The organism is Thioalkalivibrio sp. ALJ1, from assembly GCF_000745395.1.
In the GTDB taxonomy this organism is placed as follows: Bacteria; Pseudomonadota; Gammaproteobacteria; order Ectothiorhodospirales; family Ectothiorhodospiraceae; genus Thioalkalivibrio.
In genome coordinates this window covers 219,912-243,836 of record NZ_JQIW01000003.1, presented here as the reverse complement: position 1 = coordinate 243,836, position 23,925 = coordinate 219,912, and the positions used below count along the sequence as shown (strand labels likewise).

At 64.0% G+C, this 23,925-nt stretch carries 23 protein-coding genes and 3 tRNA genes; 20 read left to right on the top strand and 6 right to left on the bottom strand.

The window, feature by feature from the left end:
- Window positions 1-131 precede the first annotated feature (131 nt).
- From F462_RS01110 to hpnC, 7 genes are all read left to right on the top strand, one after another.
- Window positions 132-2,936: an EAL domain-containing protein gene (locus F462_RS01110; protein ID WP_038050954.1), complete on the top strand. Its 2,805-nt coding sequence runs from the start codon at window positions 132-134 to the stop codon at window positions 2,934-2,936.
- 108 nt (window positions 2,937-3,044) lie between these two features.
- On the top strand, window positions 3,045-3,665 hold the full coding sequence (wrbA, locus tag F462_RS01105) for an NAD(P)H:quinone oxidoreductase (RefSeq protein ID WP_018141017.1): 621 nt from the start codon (window positions 3,045-3,047) through the stop codon (window positions 3,663-3,665).
- Between the two features lie 139 nt (window positions 3,666-3,804).
- A complete protein-coding gene (locus F462_RS01100; RefSeq protein WP_038050951.1) occupies window positions 3,805-4,197 on the top strand; it encodes a DoxX family protein in 393 nt (130 codons plus the stop codon).
- Window positions 4,198-4,276: 79 nt separating this feature from the next.
- Window positions 4,277-5,614, top strand: coding sequence for a TRZ/ATZ family hydrolase (locus F462_RS01095; RefSeq protein ID WP_038050949.1), 1,338 nt, complete (start codon window positions 4,277-4,279; stop codon window positions 5,612-5,614).
- Between the two features lie 11 nt (window positions 5,615-5,625).
- The gene (ubiG, locus tag F462_RS01090) at window positions 5,626-6,390 is read left to right on the top strand and encodes a bifunctional 2-polyprenyl-6-hydroxyphenol methylase/3-demethylubiquinol 3-O-methyltransferase UbiG (RefSeq protein ID WP_038050947.1); all 765 of its coding nucleotides are present in this window, start codon (window positions 5,626-5,628) and stop codon (window positions 6,388-6,390) included.
- Window positions 6,387-7,076, top strand: a complete 690-nt coding sequence (gene gph, locus F462_RS01085; RefSeq protein ID WP_038050944.1) for a phosphoglycolate phosphatase — start codon at window positions 6,387-6,389, stop codon at window positions 7,074-7,076. The genes ubiG and gph overlap by 4 nt, the downstream gene beginning before the upstream one ends.
- Window positions 7,077-7,125: 49 nt before the next feature.
- Window positions 7,126-7,983, top strand: coding sequence for a squalene synthase HpnC (gene hpnC / locus F462_RS01080; protein WP_038050943.1), 858 nt, complete (start codon window positions 7,126-7,128; stop codon window positions 7,981-7,983).
- 27 nt (window positions 7,984-8,010) lie between these two features.
- On the opposite strand, the gene hemN is transcribed toward hpnC, so the two are convergent.
- A complete protein-coding gene (hemN, locus tag F462_RS01075) occupies window positions 8,011-9,399 on the bottom strand; it encodes an oxygen-independent coproporphyrinogen III oxidase (RefSeq protein ID WP_038050941.1) in 1,389 nt (462 codons plus the stop codon).
- Between the two features lie 179 nt (window positions 9,400-9,578).
- Between hemN and hpnD the strand changes: the two genes are divergently transcribed.
- The 3 genes from hpnD to F462_RS01060 are packed head-to-tail and all read left to right on the top strand — an operon-like array spanning window position 9,579 to window position 12,575.
- Entirely contained in the window at window positions 9,579-10,442 is an 864-nt protein-coding gene (hpnD, locus tag F462_RS01070) for a presqualene diphosphate synthase HpnD (RefSeq protein WP_038050939.1), read from the top strand.
- A 1-nt stretch (window position 10,443) separates the two neighbouring features.
- Window positions 10,444-11,790: a hydroxysqualene dehydroxylase HpnE gene (gene hpnE, locus F462_RS01065; protein WP_038050938.1), complete on the top strand. Its 1,347-nt coding sequence runs from the start codon at window positions 10,444-10,446 to the stop codon at window positions 11,788-11,790.
- Complete coding sequence (locus tag F462_RS01060; RefSeq protein WP_038050937.1) at window positions 11,787-12,575, top strand: SDR family NAD(P)-dependent oxidoreductase; 789 nt, start codon at window positions 11,787-11,789, stop codon at window positions 12,573-12,575. The genes hpnE and F462_RS01060 overlap by 4 nt, the downstream gene beginning before the upstream one ends.
- Window positions 12,576-12,587: 12 nt before the next feature.
- Here F462_RS01060 and F462_RS01055 read toward each other — a convergent pair whose 3' ends face one another.
- The 4 genes from F462_RS01055 to F462_RS01040 all read right to left on the bottom strand — a co-directional run bounded on the left by F462_RS01055 (window position 12,588) and on the right by F462_RS01040 (window position 17,564).
- On the bottom strand, window positions 12,588-14,888 hold the full coding sequence (locus F462_RS01055) for a YgiQ family radical SAM protein (protein ID WP_038050936.1): 2,301 nt from the start codon (window positions 14,886-14,888) through the stop codon (window positions 12,588-12,590).
- Window positions 14,889-15,027: 139 nt separating this feature from the next.
- On the bottom strand, window positions 15,028-15,426 hold the full coding sequence (locus tag F462_RS01050) for a globin (RefSeq protein ID WP_038050935.1): 399 nt from the start codon (window positions 15,424-15,426) through the stop codon (window positions 15,028-15,030).
- A 65-nt stretch (window positions 15,427-15,491) separates the two neighbouring features.
- On the bottom strand, window positions 15,492-15,935 hold the full coding sequence (locus tag F462_RS01045; protein ID WP_038050931.1) for a hypothetical protein: 444 nt from the start codon (window positions 15,933-15,935) through the stop codon (window positions 15,492-15,494).
- 66 nt (window positions 15,936-16,001) lie between these two features.
- Window positions 16,002-17,564 carry a glutamate synthase-related protein gene (locus tag F462_RS01040; protein ID WP_038051078.1) on the bottom strand — a complete coding sequence of 521 codons (1,563 nt, stop codon included), beginning with the start codon at window positions 17,562-17,564 and terminating at the stop codon, window positions 16,002-16,004.
- A gap of 124 nt (window positions 17,565-17,688) precedes the next feature.
- Here F462_RS01040 and pdxH point away from each other — a divergent pair, with 124 nt between their 5' ends.
- From pdxH to F462_RS00995, 9 genes are all read left to right on the top strand, one after another.
- Window positions 17,689-18,333 (top strand): pyridoxamine 5'-phosphate oxidase, encoded by a 645-nt coding sequence (gene pdxH, locus F462_RS01035; protein ID WP_038050928.1) that lies wholly within the window; start codon window positions 17,689-17,691, stop codon window positions 18,331-18,333.
- A gap of 116 nt (window positions 18,334-18,449) precedes the next feature.
- A tRNA-Ser gene (locus F462_RS01030) sits at window positions 18,450-18,539 on the top strand.
- A 415-nt stretch (window positions 18,540-18,954) separates the two neighbouring features.
- Window positions 18,955-19,338: a VOC family protein gene (locus F462_RS01025; protein WP_038050924.1), complete on the top strand. Its 384-nt coding sequence runs from the start codon at window positions 18,955-18,957 to the stop codon at window positions 19,336-19,338.
- 11 nt (window positions 19,339-19,349) lie between these two features.
- Window positions 19,350-19,706: a YciI family protein gene (locus F462_RS01020; protein WP_017926263.1), complete on the top strand. Its 357-nt coding sequence runs from the start codon at window positions 19,350-19,352 to the stop codon at window positions 19,704-19,706.
- Between the two features lie 51 nt (window positions 19,707-19,757).
- Window positions 19,758-20,213, top strand: coding sequence for an SRPBCC family protein (locus F462_RS01015; RefSeq protein WP_038050922.1), 456 nt, complete (start codon window positions 19,758-19,760; stop codon window positions 20,211-20,213).
- Window positions 20,203-20,802, top strand: coding sequence for an AAC(3)-I family aminoglycoside N-acetyltransferase (locus F462_RS01010; protein WP_038050920.1), 600 nt, complete (start codon window positions 20,203-20,205; stop codon window positions 20,800-20,802). Before F462_RS01015 ends, F462_RS01010 begins: the two co-directional genes overlap by 11 nt.
- A complete protein-coding gene (locus tag F462_RS01005; RefSeq protein ID WP_038050919.1) occupies window positions 20,799-21,716 on the top strand; it encodes a VOC family protein in 918 nt (305 codons plus the stop codon). Before F462_RS01010 ends, F462_RS01005 begins: the two co-directional genes overlap by 4 nt.
- A gap of 95 nt (window positions 21,717-21,811) precedes the next feature.
- Window positions 21,812-22,177 carry a DUF1428 domain-containing protein gene (locus F462_RS01000; protein ID WP_038050918.1) on the top strand — a complete coding sequence of 122 codons (366 nt, stop codon included), beginning with the start codon at window positions 21,812-21,814 and terminating at the stop codon, window positions 22,175-22,177.
- The gene (locus tag F462_RS00995) at window positions 22,174-23,490 is read left to right on the top strand and encodes an RNA polymerase sigma factor (RefSeq protein WP_038050917.1); all 1,317 of its coding nucleotides are present in this window, start codon (window positions 22,174-22,176) and stop codon (window positions 23,488-23,490) included. The genes F462_RS01000 and F462_RS00995 overlap by 4 nt, the downstream gene beginning before the upstream one ends.
- A gap of 30 nt (window positions 23,491-23,520) precedes the next feature.
- Here the strand turns inward: F462_RS00995 and F462_RS00990 are convergent.
- Window positions 23,521-23,595 (bottom strand) — tRNA-Val (locus F462_RS00990).
- Between the two features lie 235 nt (window positions 23,596-23,830).
- On the opposite strand from F462_RS00990, the gene F462_RS00985 reads away from it, so the two are divergent.
- Window positions 23,831-23,920, top strand: a tRNA-Ser gene (locus F462_RS00985).
- The last annotated feature ends 5 nt before the right edge of the window (window positions 23,921-23,925 follow it).

Here is a 23,925-nt window from a genome sequence, read left to right as displayed (position 1 = left end):
TATCATGCGAAAGACGTCACCAAAGTCGGAAACCCACCTACGCACGAAGTCATGACTCGTTTTGTAAATGCGCAAACCGGGCCAGTCAGGCCCTTCCCAATCGCAGTGGTTTATGCGCCCCCGAGGCATCCGTGCGGCTGAATTTTGCCTGGCAGATCATTATCGGCACGGTGACCATCCAGGTGGTCATGGTGGGCGTTCTTCTGTTCAGCGGCATCACCCAAGTAAAGGACAATCAGCAAGAGGTATTGCAACGCAGCGCCGAACAGCAAAGCCGTTTTCTGGCCAGTGCTTTGACACCGGGCCTGGCCTATTCGGACCCAGCGATGTTGCAGGATCTACTCGACTTGTTGGATACCGATTCCAACCTCCTCTATGCCGTCGTGCTCGATGCTAACGAACAAGTCATGGGCTCCGTGGGCATCGCCCCGACGACCTTGCCGGCACCGGCCGCTGGGGTTCGCAGCAGTGATGGCCTGATTGAGGTTGCACGAGAGATTGATTTGGCAGGGCAACCACTAGGGAGCTTTGCGGTTGGCTACTCGACCGAGGCCATCGACCTGTTGTCCGGGAATCTGCTTGAGCGCAACATCACCCTGGCCCTATTGGTGCTGGGTTTATCGACGCTGGCCGCGGTCTTGTTCAGCCTGGTCATCACGCGTCGCTTGCGCCTACTCAACCTGGCGGGCAAGGCGCTAGAGCGTGGTCAGCTCGACCATCGCGTTCAGGTTCGATCCCACGACGAGTTCGGTGACCTCGCCATTACGTTCAACGAAATGGCGGCCCACCTGCATAACACTCAATCCACCCTGCAAGAGCAGAACCAGCAGCTAAACCGCTCGGTCGCGCGGCTGGAATCAATGCTGGGCGGGGCCAATGCAATCCTGTGGGAGGCCAATCCCGATACGCACGAATGGGAGTTTGTGGCCGGGGATACGCGTCACCTGCTGGGATTCCCCGCGCGCAACCTGGGCCGCGGGGAACTTCGAGCCCGACATATCCATCCCGCCGACTTACCTCGAGTCCAGGCCGCGGCACGGGAAAGCCGCGAACGGGCCCGCACCGTGGACTACCGCTTCGCACATCATGGCGGCCAGTGGATTTGGCTCCGCGACATTCTCTCGCACGCACAAGACGCGGGCGGCCGCCAGAGCCTGCGCGGCCTCACGCTGGATATCACCACCCACCGGCGCACGACCGATGCCCTCGCTGAAAGTGAAAATCGCTACCGCGATGTCGTGGACCACATCTCCGAAGTCATCTTCCGCACCGATGCCGATGGGCGCTGGACGCTGCTCAATCCAGCCTGGGAGGCCCTAACCGGCTTCACTGTGGACGAGACGCTGGGGCGCCCGATATGCGATTTCGTTATACCGGACGACCAGGAAGACGCCCGCGCCTTCTGCGCGACCTTATTGGCTGGATGCGACCGAGCCCAGTCGGAAGAGATCCGCCTGCACACCCAGGGCGGTGAGGTCCGTTGGGTCAACGTGTACGCCAGCGCACGTTTCGACGACCGCGGTCACGTGACCGCGACCTTCGGCACCATGACCGACATCACCGACCGCAAGGTGGCCGAGGACGAAATCCGGCGCCTGGCGTTCTTTGACAGTCTGACCCAACTACCCAATCGAACCCTGCTGCATGACCGACTTGGCCAGGCCCTTGCTAATTCCGAACGCTCGCGCCTGCATGGCGCCCTGCTGTTCATCGACCTCGACAACTTCAAGGACATCAACGACACCCTGGGTCATGCGGTCGGCGATGACCTGCTGCGCCAAGTTGCTGAACGCATGATGGAATCCGTACGCGAGGCCGATACCCTGGCACGGCTGGGCGGGGATGAGTTCGTCATCATCCTTAATGACCTCCACCCGGACCCCGCTCGCGCCGCCACCCAAACCGAAGCAGTTGGGCGCAAACTGCTCGACCTCCTGCGCGAGCCTTTCCGGCTCGCCGGTCAGAAACGCCACATCACGCCCAGCATCGGCGCCACGCTTTTCAGTGGACGCAACCTGGGAGTGGAAGAGGTCCTCAAGCAAGCGGACCTGGCCATGTACCGGGCGAAAAACGCCGGGCGCAACACCATCCGCTTTTACGACCCTGAGTTACACCGTGCCGTGGAGGCTCGCTTTGAGCTCGAAAGCGAGCTCCGCCACGCGCTGGAACTGGATGCGTTTACGGTCGAATACCAGCCCCAGGTGGACGCGGCCGGCCTTGTCGTTGGGGCCGAGGTGCTGTTGCGCTGGAACCACCCAACCCGCGGCGCCGTATCGCCGGCGGAATTCATCCCCGTCGCGGAACAGACAGGCCTGATTGTGCCCATTGGTCGCAAGATCATCGGTGATGCCTGTGCGCTGCTCGCGAAGTGGCGCGAACAGCCGCAGTTCCGTGATCTCACCCTGTCGGTGAACGTCAGCGCACGCCAGTTCCGGCATCGAAGCTTCGTGCGCGAACTGGCCGACACCCTAGAACGCACCGGCGCGCCGGGCAATCGTCTCAAGCTGGAACTCACCGAAAGCATGCTGCTGGAAGATGTTGAGACCGTTATCGCTCACATCGAGAAGCTTCGCACCCTCGGGATCGAATTCTCCCTCGACGACTTCGGGACGGGGTACTCATCCCTTGCCTATCTCAAGCGCCTGCCCCTGGCACAGTTGAAGATCGACCAATCCTTTGTGCGTGATGTACTCGATGACGCGAACGACGCCGCCATCGCCCAGATGGTGGTCAATCTCGCCCGCACGCTTGACCTCAACGTGATTGCCGAAGGCGTCGAGAACGAACAACAACGCGCCTTTCTGTTCGGGCTTGGCTGCCGCCACTTCCAGGGCTTCCTGTTCGGGTACCCGGGAACCCTGGCGCAGCTGGAATCCCGGGTCAGCGACAGCCTGTCCAATGGACACCACCCCACCGGGGTTGCCCACCGCCCATAGATTCGACTTTTACGAATGGTTTGCGCGTTTTTACCGCCTTTTAATTCGGATTAATAGAACCTACATTGGGCTCATTACGTTCCACTCCCACGCAGAGGCGAGACTCCAATGAGCACCAAGGTTCTGATCCTGTATTACTCCACCTGGGGCCACATCGAGCAGATGGCCGAGGCCGTCGCCCGTGGAGCCCGCGAGGTGGCCGACACTGAAGTCACCATCAAGCGCGTACCCGAGCTGATGCCGGAAGAGGTGGCCCGCAGTGCGGGGGCCAAACTCGACCAGGCCGCACCCGTCGCGAAGCCCGAAGAACTGGCCGACTACGACGCCATCATCATAGGCACACCGACCCGCTTTGGCCGCATGTCCGCGCAGATGGCGAACTTCCTCGACCAAACCGGCGCCCTGTGGTTCGGCGACAAGTTGGTCGGCAAGGTCGGCAGCGTCTTCGGCTCCACCGCCTCCCAGCACGGTGGCCAGGAAACGACCCTGATCTCGACCATCGTGAATCTGATGCACTACGGCATGACCATCGTGGGACTGCCCTACACCGAAAAGCGCCTGCTCGACATGAGCGAAATCAGCGGCGGCACACCCTACGGCGCTACCACCCTCGCCGCCGGAGACGGATCGCGCCAGCCCACCGAGAATGAACTGGGCATGGCCAGCAGCCAGGGGCGCCACGTGGCGGAAACTGCCCGCGCGCTGCGGCTGGGTCGTCAGGCGGATTAACACATCGCAAGGATAAGGCGCGCTAGGCACGGAACGCCGGCCGCGCCCCTTTCCCCAAAATTTAGGCTACAAAGCAGTCAGTGCCAATCGGTACGAGCCTCGGGCAATTGCCCGCTATGACGATAAGGAGAGTTACACCATGGACAACACACTCGACGACAGCGGGAAGCTGGTACTGCGCCTGGCACTGGGGGTCATGATCCTGATGCACGGTATCGCCAAGGTGACCGGCGGGATTAGTGGAATCGAGGGCATGGTGGTCAATGCGGGGCTGCCCGCAATCCTTGCCTATGGCGTCTACATCGGCGAGATCCTGGCACCGATCCTGGTCATTATCGGGCTGTATTCGCGCATTGGCGCGGTGATCATCGCGATCAACATGGTCTTCGCAATCTTCCTTGCCCACGCCGACGAGATCGTTCAGGTCACTGCGCACGGCGGTTGGGCCCTGGAACTGCAGGGCATGTTCCTGTTCGCCGCGATCGCCCTGGCCCTCACCGGCCCTGGACGCCTGGCCATTAACCGCATGTAGCCCCGAACCCCGAAAGGGGCGCCGCAACGACGCTCCTTTCGGGTACCATTCGCGGCCCATACTCCCGCGATCCATAGCCATGCCCGAAAAGCCGACGCTGATCCTCAGCGCCACCCAGATACTGCCTGTCATCCCGCGCGACACCATCCTGCGTGACCATGCTCTGGTCATCCGCGAAGGACGCATTGAGGCCATCATGCCACGCGCCGAGGCGCTCGCCAGCTATCCACAAGCCGAACACCAGCACCGCGAGGGGCACGCCCTGATCCCGGGTCTGGTCAACGCTCATACCCATTCCGGGATGAGCCTGCTGCGCGGCGTCGGTAGTGACCGCCCATTGATGGAGTGGCTCAAGGGTTATATCTGGCCTGCCGAGGGCAAACTTCTCTCGCCCGAGTTCGTCCGGGCGGGGACCCGACTATCGGTGGCCGAGATGCTGCGGGGTGGGACCACCTGCTTTAGCGACATGTACCTGTTTGTGGAGGACGGCGCCCGGGTCGTCGACGAAACGGGTATCCGCGCCTCGCTGGGGCTCACCGTGTTCGATTTCCCCACGCCCTGGGCCAGTACGCCGGACGAATACTTCCAGCGCGGTGCCGATGTCGTATCGGCCTGGGGTGCGCACGAGCGCATCACCTTCAACGTAGCGCCCCACGCGCCGTACACCGTGGGCGATGCCAGCCTGGAGCGTGTAGCTGCCCGGGCCCGCGAACTGGACGCCCCCATCCACATGCACGTACACGAGACGGCAAGCGAGATCGCCGATGCCCTGCGCGACCACGGCGAACGGCCACTGGCCCGTCTCGCACGGCTGGGTCTGCTGGATCAGCCCTTTATCGCTGTACACATGACCCAGATAGACGATACCGATCTCGCATTGATGCGCGACCGACCAGTTTCCATCGCCCACTGCCCCGAATCCAACCTCAAGCTGGCCTCGGGATTCTGCCCCGTCGCCCGCCTGCAGCAAGCCGGCATCAACGTGGCCCTGGGCACCGACGGCACAGCGTCGAATAACGACCTCGACATGATCGGTGAGATGCGCACGGCGGCCCTGCTGGCCAAAGGGGTCTGTGGCGACGCCTCCGCCCTGCCCGCCACCGGCGCACTGGAGATGGCCACCCTGGGCAGTGCCCGTGCCCTGGGTCTCGAAGACCGGATCGGCTCCCTGGAAGTCGGCAAGCAGGCCGACGTGGTCGCCGTGGACCTTCAGGCGCTGGAACTTCAGCCGGCGCACGACCCCAGCGCCCAGATCGTCTATGCCGCGACGCGTGACGCCGTGCGCGATGTCTTTGTTGAAGGCCGGCCATTGCTCCGCGACCGTGAACTGCTTACGCTGAAGCGGCAAGAACTCCACAACGAGGCGGAATACTGGCGTACTCGCGTGCTGGAGACCCAGCAGGACCCCACCGCCTGATCGAGAAGCCCATGAGCCCCGAGTCCCACGCCCAGCCAGACTCCGCATCCCGGAAACACACTCGCGACAACGTTGATGCGGCGGAGATCCACAAGTTCACCCATCGGGCACGCGACTGGTGGGATCCGAATGGTCCCTTCGCCACCCTGCATGCAATCAACCCGCTGCGCCTGGAGTGGATTGATGGGCAAGCCGACCTGGCCGGCAAAAAGGTCCTCGATGTCGGGTGCGGTGCCGGCATCCTGTCCGAAGCCATGGCGATCCGTGGCGCGCACGTGACGGCCCTGGACGCCGGAGCCGAACACCTGGAAGTCGCTCGCGAACACGCGAGCGAAGCCGGGCTCGAGATCCACTATCTTCACACCACCGCCGAGGCGCACGCGGAACGCCATGCGGGCGACTACGACGTGGTCACCTGTCTGGAGATGCTCGAGCATGTGCCCGACCCGGATGCGGTGATCGATGCCCTGGTACAGCTTGTGCGCCCGGGAGGCTGGCTGTTCCTGTCGACCATCAACCGCACACCAAGGGCCTTTGCGGAGGCCATCGTCGGTGCGGAATACGTACTGAACATGCTGCCCACCGGAACCCACGAGTACGGGCGTTTTATCCGGCCCTCGGAACTCGGCGCGGCCTTGCGCCGCCACGGCTTCGAGGTGACCGCGATGACCGGCCTGACTTATTCCCCCTTGAGCGGCCGCTATCGCCTGGTGGCCCGCACCGACGTCAACTACCTGATGGCCGCGCGCCGGCCCGAAGCCGAAGACGGCAAATGAGACAAGAACTGGGATCGGTCCTGTTCGATCTCGACGGGACGTTGCTCGATACCGCGCCCGACATGCACGCCGCCCTGGTGACGCTGATGGCCGAATATGACCGCGCGCCGCTCCCCTTCGACGCCGTGCGCAACCATGTGTCCCACGGCTCGCAGGCCCTGGTCGCGCTCGGATTCCCGGATGCCGAGCCGGCCTTCGCCGAGCATCTGAAGGCGCGCTACCTGGAGATCTACGCCCGCGACCTGTGCCTCGCCACCGCATTATTCCCGGGTCTCTCCGAGCTGCTGGAGGCCTGCGAGGCGCGCGGCTGGTCCCTTGGCGTCGTTACCAACAAGCCCGGCTGGCTCACCGATCCGCTCCTGGAAGCCCTTGGCCTGCGTTCGCGCCTGGCCGCCGTGGTCAGTGGTGATACGCTGCCACAGCGCAAGCCGGCGCCAGAACCGATGTGGCTGGCCGCACGGCAGACCGGCCTGGCGCCGGCGCAGCATTGCTACTGGGGTGACGCCGAGCGTGACATCGCCGCCGGACGCGCCGCCGGGATGCCCACGCTCATCGCCAACTGGGGCTATATCGACGCCCAGCAGGAGCCGGAACACTGGGGTGCCGACGGCGCACTGGATCACCCCGGGGACTTCTGGGCCTGGTACCGCACGGCCCTTCGTCCGGAGGCTGGCCTTGCCAGCTGAATCCGAATTCGTGCGCCCGCCGTACTCTGAAAAGCAGGCCTGAACACCGATGTCACCGCGGATCAAGGCGGCCTACCGTCACTGTCGCCAACGCGCCAGCGCACACTACGAGAACTTTCCGGTGGCCTCCTGGCTGCTGCCGGCCCGGCTGCGTGGTCCGGTCGCCGCAATCTACTGCTTCGCCCGGGATGCCGACGACCTCGCCGACGAGGACCCGCGCCCAATCGAGGAGCGTCGGGCGGCACTGCTGGCGATACAGGAACGCGTCCAGATCCTAGAAGACCCGGCGGCCGAACACGAGCCGGAATGGATTGCCCTGGCCGACGCCTGTTCGCGCTTCGATCTGCCGGTCGCCCCGTTTTCCGACCTGATCGATGCCTTTGTGCAGGACCTGGAGCAGACCCGATACGCGACCTTCGGCGAGGTGATGGACTACTGCCGACGTTCGGCGAACCCGGTGGGGCGCCTGATGCTGCACCTGGACGGGAACCCCACCGAAGAGATGCTCGGCTATTCCGATGCGGTCTGCTCCGCGTTGCAGCTGATCAACTTCTATCAGGATCTGCAGCAGGACCTGCAGGAAAACAACCGGATCTACCTGCCGCAGGATGAGCTGGATCAGTACGGCGTAACCGAGGCGATGCTGGAGGCGGGTCAGACCACCTTCCAACTACGTAATCTGATGCAGTTCCAGTACGCCCGGGCCGACCGGCTGCTACGCGCCGGAGCACCGCTGGGCGGCATGCTGCGCGGGCGGATGGGGCTGGAGATCCGCGCCATCATCAACGGCGGCGCCCGGGTGCTCTGGCGCCTGCGACAGCAGGAGGATGTCTTCGCCCGCCCCCGCCTGCGCACCCGGGACGCCTGGATCATCCTGCGTCACAGCCTGCGCCCCCGCCGCCGATAGAGACACTGACGCAATCAGCGTGGCCCTCTAAACCACCTTGCTATAGCGCTGCGCGGCCTCCGCGTCGAGGTAGGCATCGAAGCTCATCGCAACATTGCGCAGGAGCAGTCGCCCGCGTGGCAGTACATCCAGGCGATCCGACCCAATCCGCACCAGCCCGTCCGCCTCCATGCCACTCAAGCGCTCCAGGGCATCCGCGAACACCTCGGTAAACACAGTTCCGTGGCGCGCCTCGATGGAGGCGTAGTCGATGCGCGAGTGGCACATCAGCTCGCTAATCACGTCTCGGCGCAAACGGTCGTCCGCGCTCAGTTCGATGCCACGAAACACCGGCAGGTGTCCTGCATCCAGCCTACCGTAGTAGGCCTCCATGTCCCGCAAGTTCTGGCTATAGGTGTTCCCCACCTTGCCGATGGCTGTTGGGCCCAGCGCGACCAGGTCGTACTTGGCCCGCGTGGAATAGCCCTGAAAATTACGCTGCAAGGTTCCGGCCCGTTGCGCCTGCGCCAGCTCGTCATCGGGGAGGGCAAAGTGATCCATGCCGATGTACACGTAGCCGGCATCGGTCAGTCGCCGAATGGTGGTTTCCAGTATCGCCAGCTTCTCGGCGGCATCCGGCAGGTCGGCATCGCGGATCTGGCGCTGGGTCTTGAACAGCTCCGGCAGGTGCGCGTAGTTGTAGATCGCCAGACGCTCCGGGCGTAGCTCCAGGGCACGCTCCAGGGTGGCGCTGTAGGTCTCCACGGTCTGTAGCGGAAGCCCGTAGATCAGGTCGAAATTGGTAGAGGAGAAGCCATTGGCCCGTGCCTGTTCCACCGCCCGGGCGGTCACCTCGAAGGGCTGGATGCGATTGACCGCGCGCTGCACGTTGGGATCGAAATCCTGGACCCCGAGGCTGATGCGATTGAAGCCCAGCTCGCCCAGTAGCGGTATGGTCCCCGGCCGGATGGCGCGCGGGTCGATCTCGATGGAGAATTCGCGGTCATCACTGGTATCGAGCTGAAAGTGGCGCCCCAGTGTGGCCATCACGAGACGCAGATCCTCGTCCCCAAGATAGGTTGGCGTGCCACCCCCAAAGTGTAGTTGCCCCACCTTGCGGTCGGTGGAGAACAACTCGCCCTGAAGTTCGGCCTCGCGTTCTAGATACTGCAGATAACGCTGCGCCCGTTGGTAATTTCCCGTGATCACCTTGTTGCAGGCACAGTAGAAGCAGACCGTGTCGCAAAATGGCACATGGAGGTAGAGCGATAGCGGCCGGGTGGATCCCGAGGCGTTTGTCGCCTGGGCCGCCTCGGCATAGGCGCGGTCATCGAAGCGCTCGTGGAACTGTGGCGCCGTCGGGTAGGACGTATAGCGCGGGCCGCTCACGTCGTAGCGACTCAGGATCTCGGGATCAAATACCAGGCCTTGTTCCATCGTGAAGCTCCTACGCCCTTTGCGCCGCACATTGGCAGCCTCGTTGCACAGGCTAGAACGGCCCCGCACCGGCCCCCTTGATGCAGGTCAACAATCCCGCGTTCCGCGCCGGCTCCCGCCGGCCACACCGCTTGTGCTAGCCTTCCTCTCCCTGTGTGAAACCCGCCACGCGAGAGCGCATGTCCCCCGACGAATACTGCGAGGAGAAGGCCGCGCAAAGCGGCTCCAGCTTCTACTACGCCTTCCGCTTTCTGGAACCCGACCGCCGCCGTGCGATTACGGCGCTTTACGCGTTCTGTCGGGAGGTAGACGACATCGTCGACGAGGTCAGCGAAGAGAGCATCGCGCGCACGAAGCTGCAGTGGTGGCGCGAAGAGATCGAGCGCCTGTTTGAAGGTGAGCCGCGCCACCCCATCAGCCAGGCGCTGCAACCGCATGTCGCCGCGTTTGATCTGGGCCGCGAATACTTCGACGAGATCATCGATGGCATGCAGATGGATCTCGACTACGACAGCTATCCGGATTTCACCACGCTATCGCTATATTGCTATCGCGCGGCGAGTGTCGTGGGCATTCTGTCCGCCCACATCTTTGGCTACTCCGACCGGCATACCCTGAAGTACGCACACGACCTCGGTATGGCCTTGCAGCTCACCAACATCCTTAGGGATGTCCACGAAGACGCGATGCGCGGTCGCGTGTACATCCCGATGGACGAACTGCACAAGCACGGGATCAAACCGGAAGAGTTTCAGGTCAACATTACCGACGATCGCCACCGAGCCCTGTTCGCGCAACAAGCCGAACGCGCACGGCGCTACTACGACCGGGCCGAGGAACACCTCCCCGACGCCGACCGCTACGCGCAACGTCCCGGACTGATCATGGCCGCCATTTACCGCACCCTGCTTGACGAGATCGAGGACGACGGCTATCGCGTGCTGGAACACCGCGTTCGCCTTACGCCCATCCGCAAGCTGTGGATCGCCTGGCGCACGGCTCGGCGTCTCAAGCGTGAACAGCGCCGCCGCGCGGCGGGATAACATGCCCACCCGCCCTAGCGCGGCGCCCGTCGTGATTGTAGGCGCGGGATGGGCCGGCCTGACGGCAGCCCTGACCCTTGCGCGCGCAGGCCGATCTGTGCACCTCATCGAAGCCGGGGAGACGCCGGGTGGCCGAGCCCGCAGCCTCACGCTCCACGGGACCGAACTCGACAACGGCCAGCACATCCTCGTTGGGGCCTGCCAGGAAACCCTGGCACAGATCCGCGGCGTCGGCCTCGACCCGGACACCTGCTTTCATGCCGTCCCTTTTGGCCTAAGGATGTTTTCCTCTACCGGCGCCTCGGGAACGCCCGCATTGGTACTGGAACCGAATTCGCCGCGCCTCCCTGCACTGGCCACGGCGCTATACCGGGCCCTGTCCGATACCGCGCTGAGCACCCGCCTATGGGCCCTGATCGGCGCCTCCGGCATGTTGCACCGTCCACTGCGCCAGGATCGGCCCGTTCTGGAATGGCTGCGCGGATGGCATCAACCTGACACGCTGATCAAGTCCCTGTGGGACCCCCTCTGCCTCGCGATCATGAACACGCCGACGCGGGAAGCCTCCGCGCGTATCTTCCAGAACGTATTGCGCCTCGCGCTCAATCACGGGCCCAAAAATGCCCAGCTGCTAATCCCGGCCCGCCCACTGGGCGAACTCTTCCCGGAGCCCGCCCTCCACGAACTCCGCGAACGTGGCGCCCGCGTTGATCTGGGACGCCGCATCACAGGCCTGGAACACAAGCCTGGTTGCGCCACGGGCGCGTTTCAGCTGCGTGACCGGCGCGGCGAGACCCTCCCGGCGGCGGGCGTCATCCTCGCCACATCCCCCGTTGCCACCGCCAAGCTTCTCCCTCGACATTCCGCCTGGGACACTACGCACCAGGGCCTCGCAGCAATGGGCGCCTGCAGTATTTGCACGGTCTACCTGCGCTACGCCCAACCCTTGCGCGGCCGCCCCCCACTGCAGGGTTTACTCGACCAGCACGGGCAATGGCTGATCCCGCGACACGTGGCAGGCGCGCCGCACTGGCTGGCGGTCGTGATCTCGGCCGCCGACGACCTGGAACCGTTGACGGCCGTGGAACGATGGCGCACCGTCTCCCGCTCGTTGGCGGCGACATTCCCCGAATTGGGCCCCCCCGAAACGGGGCTTACGGTTTGCGAGCGCCGCGCCACGATCAATGCGCGAACCGAGCTCGACCCACAACGGCCCCCACCCCAAACGCCGTGGCCAGGCTGCTTTCTGGCAGGCGATTACCTGACCCATTCCCTGCCGTCCACCCTCGAAGCGGCCGTACAATCTGGACTAGAATCGGCACACCTGCTCCTGGAGGAACATCCTTGACCGACCTCAATATCCCCCGCCTGATGGATTACCGACCCGAACCCGGCGCATTCGACCAACGTGTCATTCTCGTCACGGGTGCCGCCGACGGTATTGGCCGCGCAGTCGCCGAAGCCAGCGCAGCGGCCGGCGCGACCGTGGTCCTTCTGGACAAGGACATCAAGGGGCTGGAACAGGTCTACGACGCCATCGAACAGGCGGGCCATCCCCAACCGGCGATCTACCCGCTGAATCTCGAAGGCGCCACGGTCAAGGACTATGGTGACCTGGCCGAGAATATCCGCGAGTCCCTGGGGCGGCTGGATGGAGTGGTATTGAACGCCGGATGGGCCGGCACACTGATGCCAATGAAAAACTACGACCCGGAACTCTGGTTCAAGGTCATCAACAGCAACCTGCACGGCCCGTTCTTCCTGATGCAGGCCGTCCTTCCGCTACTGGAAGAAAGCCCCATCGGCAGCATCGTGATCTCGACCCAGAATGCGCGCAAGGCCTTCTGGGGCGCCTTCGGCATGGCCAAGGCCGCGCAGGATGCGCTGATCGACATCCTGTCCAATGAACACCGCAACGAGCCCCGCTTCCTGCATGTCAACGGTGTGGATACCGGTCCGGTTCGTACCCGCTTCCGCGCCGGGCATTACCCTGGCGAGAATGCCGAACTCCTGCCCGCCCCGGACGAAGTAGTGGGTCCCTACCTGTACTTCCTGGACCCGGGGGACCGCACCACCACGGGCGAGAACATCAGCCTGGAAGAGTTCGCCCCGGTACCCGACGGGAAGGCCTGAGCCGATTCGACCTCAGACGCGCGGCCGTTTCCCGGCCGGGCGACCCTTGGGCCGCTTGCCACTGGCCGCACGAGGCTTCCCGGCTGTGCGGCCGGCCGCCGGCGCGGCGGACTTGCCAGAGGACACTGGCTTGCCTCCTGGACGCGCCGCGGCCTCGACACCGCTGTGCTGCGTCTGGAAGGTCTGGCCACGCTTTTTCAGGGCCTTGCCGCCACGCGTGATACGCCCGCCCGCCGCCGGACGCGCCGCACTCTGCCCGGTTCCAGCCGGTTGCCAGGTCGGAACCAGGTGGTGCTTGCCGTTTCCGATCAAGTCCGCGCGGCCCATACGTTGCAGCGCATCCCGCAGGAGCGGCCAGTTATTTGGATCGTGGTAGCGCAGAAAGGCCTTGTGCAAACGCCGTGCACGCACCCCTCGCGCCACGGGTACCCGCTCGCTGACCTTGCGCCGAATGCCGCGTAGCGGATCCCGCCCGGAGTGCCACATCGCAGTCGCCAGCGCCATCGGGCTCGGCAGGAACGCCTGCACCTGATCGGCACGGAAATCGTTCCGCTTGAGCCACAGCGCCAGCTCCAGCATGTCCTTGTCGGTCGTGCCCGGGTGGGCCGCAATGAAATACGGGATCAGGTACTGCTCTTTTCCGGCCGCCTTCGAGTATTTCTCGAACATGGCCTTGAACCGGTCATAGGTGCCCATGCCCGGCTTCATCATCCTGGAAAGCGGTCCAGATTCTGTATGTTCCGGCGCAATCTTCAGGTAACCACCGACATGGTGGGTCACCAGTTCCTTCACGTATTCCGGTGACTCGATCGCCAGGTCATAGCGTAGGCCCGAGGCGATCAGGACCTTCTTGATCCCCGGTAAAGCCCGCGCCTTGCGGTAAAGACGGATCAGCGGCGCATGATCCGTATCCAGGTTGCTGCAGATCCCCGGATACACGCAGGACAGTCTCCGGCAGCTGTGCTCGATCTTTGGGTCCTTGCAGGCCAGGCGGTACATGTTGGCCGTCGGTCCACCCAGATCCGAGATCACGCCGGTAAAACCGTCGACCTTGTCGCGGATCTCCTCGATCTCGCGCAGCACGCTGTCCTCGGAACGACTCTGGATGATCCGTCCCTCGTGCTCGGTAATGGAGCAGAAGGTACAACCGCCAAAGCAGCCGCGCATGATGTTGACCGAGAACCGGATCATCTCCCACGCCGGGATGCGCGCATCGCCATAGGACGGATGCGGGGCCCGTGCGTACGGCAGGTCGAACACGGCGTCCATCTCCGGTGTGGAGAGCGGGATAGGCGGCGGATTCAGCCAGACTTCCTTGTCGCCGTGGCGCTGCACGATCGCACGGGCATTGCCCGGGTTGGTCTCCAGATGCAGTACCCGCGAGGCATGTGCGTACAGCACGGGATCGCCCCGGACCTGTTCGAAAGCGGGAATGCGAATCACGGTCATCTCCCGGGGCGTTCCCCGCGGGATATCGCGGTGGAAGCGGACCACCTTGGCCCCGGCCTCCGCGGCCGCGTCCTGCGCCTCGACGTCGGCACAGGTCTCGGGCGACACCATTGCGTAGGGGTCCGGGTTGGCATCGACCGGGCCGGGGGTATCGACCTCGCTGGAGTCCAGCTCGACAAAACCACCGGGAACGGTGTCGCGCAACAGGGCCGTACCACGAAGATCCGTGATATCGCGTGGGTGCTCACCCGCCGCCACGCGATGCGCCAGGTCTACCAGGGCCCGCTCCGCGTTACCGAACAACAGGATGTCGGCCCGCGAATCCAGCAGCACGGAACGCCGCACCTTGTCCTGCCAGTAGTCGTAATGAGCGATGCGCCGCAGGCTGGCCTCGATGCCGCCGGCGACCACCGGTACATCCTTGTAGGCCTCGCGGGCGCGCTGCGCGTAGACGATGACCGCGCGGTCCGGGCGCTTGCCGTGGACATCTCCCGGGGTGTAGGCATCGTTCGAGCGGATTTTCCGCTCGGCGGTGTAGTGGTTGACCATCGAGTCCATGTTCCCGGCGGTGACGCCGAAGAACAGGTTGGGTCGCCCCAGCGCACGGAATGGCTCGGCAGAGGTCCAGTCCGGCTGGGCCAGAATCCCGACGCGGAAGCCCTGAGCCTCCAGCAGACGCCCGATGATGGCCATGCCGAAGCTGGGATGGTCCACGTAGGCATCGCCCGTGACCAACACGATGTCGCAGCTATCCCAGCCGAGGTCATCCATCTCCTCGCGCGTGGTCGGCAAGAACGGCGCCGTGCCGAAACGCTTGGCCCAGTAGGGCTTGCGGGCAAACAGGGAATCGGGTGCTGCGGACATGACCAAGCTTCTTCCGGCGAGCGCCGGCAACAGGAAATGCGCGCATTACACGCCCCGGACGCCCCGAGATCAACAACACACGCCGATCAACAGGCCTTGCAATGGGTACAGAGGCACTTGTCGCGCGCCCCTTTGGAAATCAGTAGCGCTCGATAAACAGGTCAATCGCGGGGCTTAAGGCACCCCGCCAACGCAGGGCCAGCGGCTCCTCCCAGCGGGGGTCGACCTCCCGCGCGGTCTCCACCATGCACTCCAGCCATACCCCGTACAGTTCCGGTTCGACCGGAACCCGGCCATGGCGGCTGTGCACCTCCGCCATCTTCTCCATGGTGGGTGCCACGAAGCTTTCGCCTTCGGCATAGCTGATCGCGGTCGAGACCGCTTGGCCCAGGGCACGCTTTTGCTGCGACCAGTTGGTGGTCTGGAACGCCGCGGCCACGCGGTCATCCGCGGCCAGGAAACGTTCGTAGAAACGATCCACAAAGTTGCCGGCGCGGCGACAGCGACCGTAACTCTGATGGACATCGGAATAGCTCATGGCAGGCCCCGCTCTGAAAACCGGGCCATGCTACCGAAGCTCCGCGCGCCCCACTCTGATCCAGATCAAACCCGGGAGGCGCCGCCACGATCACTGCCCGGCCGTCCAGCCATGTGCAGTTCCATCAGAACGTCCACCGCAGGTGCAATGGCGGCACGCCATTTTGGTCCCGGTGTCTCGACCCCCTCGGGGTTGGATTCCTTGATGGTTGCAATCAGGCTCTCGACCCGAATTGGGTACAACGACGGGTCGATGAGTACGTCGCCATGCGGGCTGTGCACCTGGACCACACGATGGATCCCATCGCCGGGCGCGGACCCAGAGCGACTTTGCTGGATGACCGCACGGACCGACTGATCCAGGATCACCTCCTGACGGGCCTTCGTGTGGCGGCCTAGCGCCGCATCCACGCGTTTATCGGCGGACAAAAACCGGGCAAGAAAGCGGCCCAGAAAGGTCTCTTCAGAGCGGCAGCGCTGATCGCTCTGCCGAACATCAAGGTTGTTCACACCCGGATCCCCGGTCGACGCGGCACAGCCCAAGAACTATACATTGGGCATGTCGAATTTAGGCATTCATGTGCCTTCCAACACGCCGGCATACTGAATCCCGGCCAGTCGGGCGAGATTGCGATCAAAGGTCGTCAGGTCGTTCGGCCCAAAGTCTTCCAGGTTCGCATGACCGCAGGCCCTGGCCAGGACACGCATCAATTCCGTCGACCCCTGAAGGAAGCGCCCAAGGCGTTCTGCACCCTCCTGCGGATCCAGCCGCGCCCGCAGCTTCGGGTCCTGGGTTGCGACACCACTGGGGCACTGGTTGGTGTGGCACATGCGTGCGCCCACACAGCCGACGGCCTGAATCGCCGAGTTCGCCAACGCAATGCCGTCGGCCCCCAGGGCCATGGCCTTCACGAAGTCCGCGGGCGTGCGCAGGCCGCCGGTCACGAGTAGCGTCACCCGACCCGAGGCCCCATTCGCATCCAGAAAGCGCCGGGCTCGGGCCAGAGCCGGGATTGTCGGCACGCTGATGTGGTCGCGTAGCAGGGCCGGCGACGCGCCGGTTCCGCCACCGCGACCGTCGAGAATCAGGTAGTCAGCCCCGGCCTCGAGGGCGAAGGCCAAGTCCGCCTCAATGTGGTTGGCCGAGAGCTTGAATCCCACCGGCACCCCGCCAGTCTTCTCGCGTACCGAGTCCGCAAAGCGGCGAAAATCTGCGGGCGTCTTCAGGTCCTTGTTCGCGGCCGGTGAATGGGCATCCTGCCCTTCTTCGATGCCACGCACCTGGGCAATCTCCCCACTCACCTTGCTGCCGGGCAGGATGCCGCCTACACCGGTCTTGGCCGCCTGCCCCGCCTTGAAATGAAACGCCTGAATCTTCTTCAGCGCCGCATCGGAATAGCCGAACTGGGCAGGCCCCAACTCGAATAGATAGCGGGAGTTTTCCTGCTGCTCGGCCTCCAGCATGCCGCCCTCGCCAGAGCAGATCCCGGTGCCCGCCCGCTCCGCCCCTCGGGCCAGGGCAATCTTCGCCTCGCGCGATAGCGCACCGAAGCTCATGTCCGACACCAGCAAGGGAATATCCAGCTCCAGAGGGCGCTTCGCCTCCGGGCCGATCACCAGACGGGTGTTCACCTCCCCATCTTCTTCCAACGGAGGTGTCGCCAACTGAGCCGCCAGCAACTGCATCCCGTCCCAGCTGGGAAGATCGTCGCGGGGCACGCCCATCGCCACCGTCGTACCGTGGCGCCCGACCGCTTCCAGACCCCCACGTGCCACGGCATGAATCCACTCCACATGGGGCTCCGTTTCCGTATTTCGTGGACCCGGAGCTTTGGAATCATCCTCCGTATCCTGTGGCCCATCCACGCCCACGCTTGCAGGCCTGCCGACTTCGTCCGCATCCAGCTGCGCGTGGGTTCCATCGCAATACGGCAGATTGCCGGATTGCTTGCACTGGCAGAGGAAGGCCTCGCCATCCTCTTCTGCGGTGAACATCAGCGGTTCGATCCCCGTGCCCTGATGCGACCCATCACAGAACGGCTGATCCTGAGAGCGTCCGCAGCGGCAGAATGCATACTCCTCGCCCTTTTTCAGCTCCACGCCCTTGGGTTCTACTGCAGCGATAGTCGGTGCGGCCATTTTAAGGTGCTCCTTGCGGTTGATTTCGATCGTCTTGGGGTGTGACACCGAAAAGCCCACAAATTTCCGATTCCTTCGACGCACCGTATGATGAGTGTATCGCTGTTCCACCACCGAGGCCCTCATGAGCACTGCCGATCACCGCCATACCCGCCGTGACTACACGCATGCGGAGCTGCGCCGCCGAGACCTTCAGGAGAACCCGCTGAGCCTCCTTAACGACTGGCTGGAAGCCGCCCACGATGCCGGCAACCCGGACCCCACTGCCATGATCCTCGCCACCGCGGACGCCGACGGCCAGCCCTCCGCCCGCACTGTCCTGCTCAAGCATGTGGATGCCGAAGGCCTCGCCTGGTACACCGACTCCCGCAGCCGCAAAGGCCAGGACCTGAACGAAAACCCTCGGGCCGCGCTGTTGTTCTACTGGCCGGAAACCGAACGCCAGATTCGCGTGGAAGGACCGGTCACCGCCTTACCGAGCGAACTGGCCGACGAATACTTCCATCAACGCCCCCGCGGCAGCCAACTCGCGGCCGCCGCCTCCACCCAGAGCCACCCGGTCGCTGACCGCGAAGCATTGGAGCAACGCGTACGCACGCTGAGCGAGCAACATCCGGACGGGCCCATCCCGCGCGATGCCGCCTGGATCGGCTATCGCCTGCAACCGGAGCTATTCGAATTCTGGCAGGGCCGGCCGAGCCGCCTGCACGACCGTTTCCAGTACCGTCGCGTCGGCAGCGACTGGGAAATTCTGCGCCTGATGCCCTGAGGGAACGGTATGTAGGCCTCGAGCCTGCACATATCGGGCCGGCTACCGCTTCGGCACACGAATCTGCTAGGATTCGCTCCGCCGTGGCGGCTCGACCCCGCCCGGTTCAGAAATTCGGAGAGGTGCCGGAGTGGTCGAACGGGGCGGTCTCGAAAACCGTTGTACTCTCGCGAGTACCGAGGGTTCGAATCCCTCCCTCTCCGCCAAAATTTAGCAAGGGGGCCTAAATGGCCCCTTTTGCGTTCCCAGCCCCAGCGTTCCGGGATTCGAACCCGAGGAATCAGAAACGATGGTTCGACCGATGGCGCATTGCGACATCGGAACGCCACAGCGCAGCGGAGTCGGCCCGTAGGGCGGCTACAACGTCGCCGTAATCCTTCCCTCTCCGCCATATTCATGCAAAGGGGCCCGAGTGGCCCCTTTGCATGTCTGGCCCCTCGTAATCTGGCTGCGCGGTATAGCCGCTCACCCTGGCGTCAGTCCCGATCGACCGCAGCCCCCTCCCGACCCTTTCGACTGGTTTCACCAACCATGTCGATTTTCCCAATTCCCGTTCGTCTACAGTTCAAAGGGCCCGCTGCACCGCGCCCGTTTTTTGATCCCGCCAGAGGAGACACCGCCATGGCCGCCAATCCCGTCGTCTGGTTCGAGATTCCCACCGAGGATATCGGCCGTGCCCGCGCGTTCTACGAAGCCGTCCTGGACATGTCGCTCACACAAGCCGATACCAGCGCATTCGCCCCCAGCACGGAGATCTGGATGTTTCCGATGGAGGAAGACCGGCCGGGGTGTGCTGGCGCGCTGGTACAGGGTCCCGACAACCCGGTCGGTTCCGGCGGCTGCATGGTCTATTTCGGCTGCGACGACTGCGGGATCGAGGCGAAACGCGTCGCAACCTCCGGTGGCTCGGTCGAAAGCCCCAAGGAGTCGATTGGCGACTACGAATTCTGCGTCATCGCACGCGATCCGGACGGCAATCGATTCGGTCTCCACTCAAAGCGTTAGGGGATACCACCATGAACTTTCTGTTGCTCATCCTCGAAGATCACGGCGACCGCGATGCCCGCAGCGATGCCGAGGGGCAGGCGCTTTACGCGGAAATGCTCGCCTTTGGCGCCGAACTCGACGCGCGTGGCCAGTTGCTTGCCAGCGAATCCCTGCGACCCGACCGCCACGGCGTCCGCATCCGATCCGACGAAGGAAAAACTCGTTTCATCGACGGCCCGTTCATCGAGTCACGCGAGATGATCGGCGGATTTTTCCTGATCGACTGCGCCGACCGCGACGAAGCCGTGGAATGGGCCACACGCTGCCCCGCCGCGCGCTTTGCAACGGTCGAGGTACGCGAATGCGCCCCCTGTCACCAACGCTGACGGCATCACGCGCCCCCTCCCACAACCGTTCGACCTCGGAGGCCATCAGCCATGTCCATTGACCGCAATGTCCACCTGCACCGCGTCCTGCGCGCGCCGCCGGAGCGCGTCTATCGCGCATTCCTGGAACCCGACGCTATTACCAAATGGAATGCACCGTACGGCTTCACCGCACGCGTCCACGAGATGGATGCTCGCGTAGGCGGCGGCTACCGAATGAGTTTCATCAACTTTGCTACGGGGACTCATCACGATTTTAGTGGCGAGTACCGCGAACTGGAGCCGGGCCGTCGAATCGTCGTCAGCGACCGCTTCGACGATCCCTCGCTCGGCGGCGAGATGACGCTCACCGTAACTCTGGATCCAGTCTCCTGCGGCACCGCACTGGATATGCTTCAGGAAGGTCTGCCGGAGGCAATACCACCGGAGCTCTGTGTCCTCGGCTGGCAGGAGTCGCTGACCCTGCTCGCCTACCTGGTCGAACCCGAGATCCCCGATGGCGGCTGACCCAGCACCCCCGCAGAAGGAGCGGTCCTTGCTCAAGATCCGGCGCCTTGGTCCGGCAGATCGGACAGCCGCGCATGCCCTGCTCGACCTGTTTGCAGACGTGTTTGGGGAACCGGACACCTACTCGGGTGCGCGTCCCTCCGACGAGTACCTCAAGCGCCTGCTGGCAAGAGAAACGTTCATCGCCCTGATCGCCGAAACGGAAGGCCACGTCGTCGGCGGGCTGGTCGCTTATGTCCTGGACAAGATCGAACAGGCCCGCAGCGAGGTCTACATCTATGATCTCGCCGTGGCCGACGACTTCCGCCGACGCGGCATTGCCACAGCCCTGATCCGCCACACCCAGGCCATCGCCGCCGAGCTGGGTGCCTGGGTGGTATTTGTCCAGGCCGACCGAACCGACAATGCCGCCATAGCGCTCTACAGCGGCCTGGGCCAGCGCGAGGACGTGCTCCACTTCGACTTGCCCCTGAACAATCCGCGCAATGCACCCCCATCGCACTCCGGCACCAACTTGGGGAACACCGATGTTCCCCACACGGGGTCCTTCGCGATCAAGCGCTCCGAAACAGGAGACGAGACGCCATGAGCCATTTATCCCAAATCATTGTTCCCCACCTCATGTTCGACAACGAGGCCCGGGCGGCGGTGGACTATTATTGCTCCATCTTTCCCGACTCGAGCATCACATACCTGACCACGTTACATGACACACCGGGGGGCGACTGCGACGTCGTGTCGTTCGTGCTATGGGGTCATGCGTTCATGGCGATCAACGCGGGCTCGATGTCCCGATTCAACCCGTCGATCTCGTTCATGGTCAATTTCGACCCCTCGCGTGATCCCGACGCAAGAGCACGGATCGACGAGATCTGGGCGAAGCTTGCCGACGGCGGCCAGGTACTCATGCCACTGGACCGCTATCCATTCAGCGAGCGCTACGGCTGGATTCAGGACCGGTTCGGGCTGTCATGGCAGCTGATCCTGACCGATCCGCAAGGGGAAGAACGCCCGCCGATCATTCCGTCGCTACTGTTTGTCGGAAACGTCTGCGGCAAAGCGGAAGAGGCATCCGATTTCTACCTGTCGAAGTTTCGCCATTCGCAACGCGGGCAGCTCGTCCGCTACCCCAGCGACATGGAACCCGACCGCGAAGGAACGGTGATGTTCACCGATTTCATGCTGGAAGGCCAATGGTTCGCCGCCATGGACAGCGCGCAGGAGCACGATTTCGGCTTCAACGAAGCCATATCGTTCGTCGTGAACTGCGCTGACCAGCAGGAGATCGACCAGCGCTGGGAATCCCTGTCGGCCTTCCCGGAGGCCGAGCAATGCGGCTGGCTCAAGGACCCATACGGGATCTCCTGGCATATCGTCCCCGAACAGCTGTCCCACATGCTGAAAGATCCCGACCCGGACAAGCTAAGCCGCGTCACCCAGTGCATCCTCAAGATGAAGAAGGTCGATCTCGCTGCCCTGCAGGGTGCATACGATGATCGCTAGCCCAAACCAGAACACTGCCCCCAACCGCACGCCCGGGGCCCGGCACGCCCGGGTACCCGCCCATATCCCGTCCGATTCCCCAAAGGAGCCAGACCATGAACTACGTTGACGGCTATGTAATACCGATTCCACGAGACCGGATCGAGGACTACCGCCAGCAGGCGGACCTCGCCGCACAGATCTGGCGCGAGCACGGCGCACTGGAAGTCATCGAGTGCGTGGCTGATGACGTCGCGCCGGGCGAGGTGACGTCGTTCCCGCGCAGCGTCCAGGCACGCGACAACGAAACGGTCGTGTTTTCGTGGATCCGCTTCGAATCGCGCGAGCATCGGGATCGTGTCAATGCTGACGTCATGGCGGACCCTCGCCTGCCTTGCCCGGACAAAACGCCGGAACAAGACCCACCGTTCGACCTGCAGCGCATGTTCTGGGGCGGCTTCGAGGTACTGGTGGAACGGTGAGCGGCCGCAACCAATCCGGTGCACAACCGGCACCTGGGGCACAGGACATCCAGCGCCGCATCGAGTCCATATGGCGTCTGGATGCGAGCCGCATCGTGGCAGCCCTGGCGCGCTGGAGCGGCGACTACGCCCTCGCCGAAGACGTGGCACAAGATGCCCTGATCGCCGCCCTCAAACACTGGCCCACCCAGGGAATCCCGGAAAACCCGAGCGCGTGGCTGCTTCATACCGCGCGCAACCGCGCGGTCGACCATCTGCGCCGCGAAGCTCGGGGCGATGCTTTGGTCGCCGATTACGGCCATGAAATCGCATGCAGCCACCTGGGGGCATCGACGCCCCAATGGAGCGACGATGTCCGTCACGACACGCTCGCCCTGCTGTTCATTGCCTGCCACCCAATCCTCTCCCCCGACACTCGCTGCGCACTTGCCCTGCGCACCCTCGCCGGGCTCGACAACACCGCCCTCGCCCGTGCCTTTCTGGTCTCCGAAACCACCATCGCGCAGCGCATCGTCCGCGGCAAACGTAAACTCGCCCAGGCCAACGTCCGGTTCGAAACGCCATCGGCGTCTGAATGCCGGGAACGCCTGGGATCCGTGCACGAAGTGATCTACCGGCTGTTCACCGAGGGCCATGTGGCCAGCCAGGGCGACGCCTGGACGCACGGCGAGTTCTGTCATGAGGCACTGCGTATGGCCCGCGTGCTCGCACAGGCCATCCCCGAGGACATCGAAACCCAGGCACTGCTCGGCCTGATCGAACTGCATGGTGCGCGCCTGGCCGCGCGCATGGATGCGCAAGGCAACCCAGTGCTACTGAAGAGCCAGGATCGCGGCACGTGGGATCGCGGCGGCATCCGCCGTGGCCTGATCGCCCTGTCCCGTGCCAACAGGCTCGCCCGAGACCGGAATGCCAGGCCGAGCCCGTTTCGCCTTCAGGCCGCCATCGCCGCCTGCCATGCGACAGCAACCAGCTTTTCCGGCACCGACTGGCCACAGATCGCGGGTCACTACGCAACGCTGTTCGCGACCACGGGCTCGCCAGCCGCACGCATCCATCAGGCCCAGGCCGCCGCCCAGTTCGACGACCCGGCACAGGTACTGGCGGCACTCGACACCGACATCGATACCCGAGCGCTGTCCAGCTATGTGCCTTTGCACGCCGTACGCGGGGATCTGCTGGAGCGCTGCGGCGAACGCGAGGCCGCGGCAGCGGCGTTCCGGCGGGCCGCCGAGCGCTCTGCCAATGAAGCGGAGAAGCACCTGCTGCTTGACCGTGCGCGGGCAGCCGCACCCCCAACAAAAAAGGGTTAGGCCCGCATGGACCTAACCCTTTGATAATGCTGGTGGGCGGTACTAGGTTCGAACTAGTGACCCCTGCCGTGTGAAGGCAGTGCTCTACCGCTGAGCTAACCGCCCAGAACGCGCTCAAGATTAGGGCCACACCGGGCCTGCGTCAAGCATTCCAAGGCCGCCTATTAGCCTCACAGCGAATTTGTAACGGGCCGCCACATGACTCTGATACCCAGCTGGCACTGCCCTTCAAGCCAAGTGAAACCCGAAGGCCCAGATCCCTCCCTCTCGTGGCCGCCAGGCCACGCAGCGTGCTCACCGGTTGCCAGTCCGCCCCCCTTGCCAGACAATGCCCAACCTCGGAGAGGTGGCAGAGCGGTTGATTGCACCGGTCTTGAAAACCGGCAGGGGTGAAAGCCCCTCGAGGGTTCGAATCCCTCCCTCTCCGCCAGATTA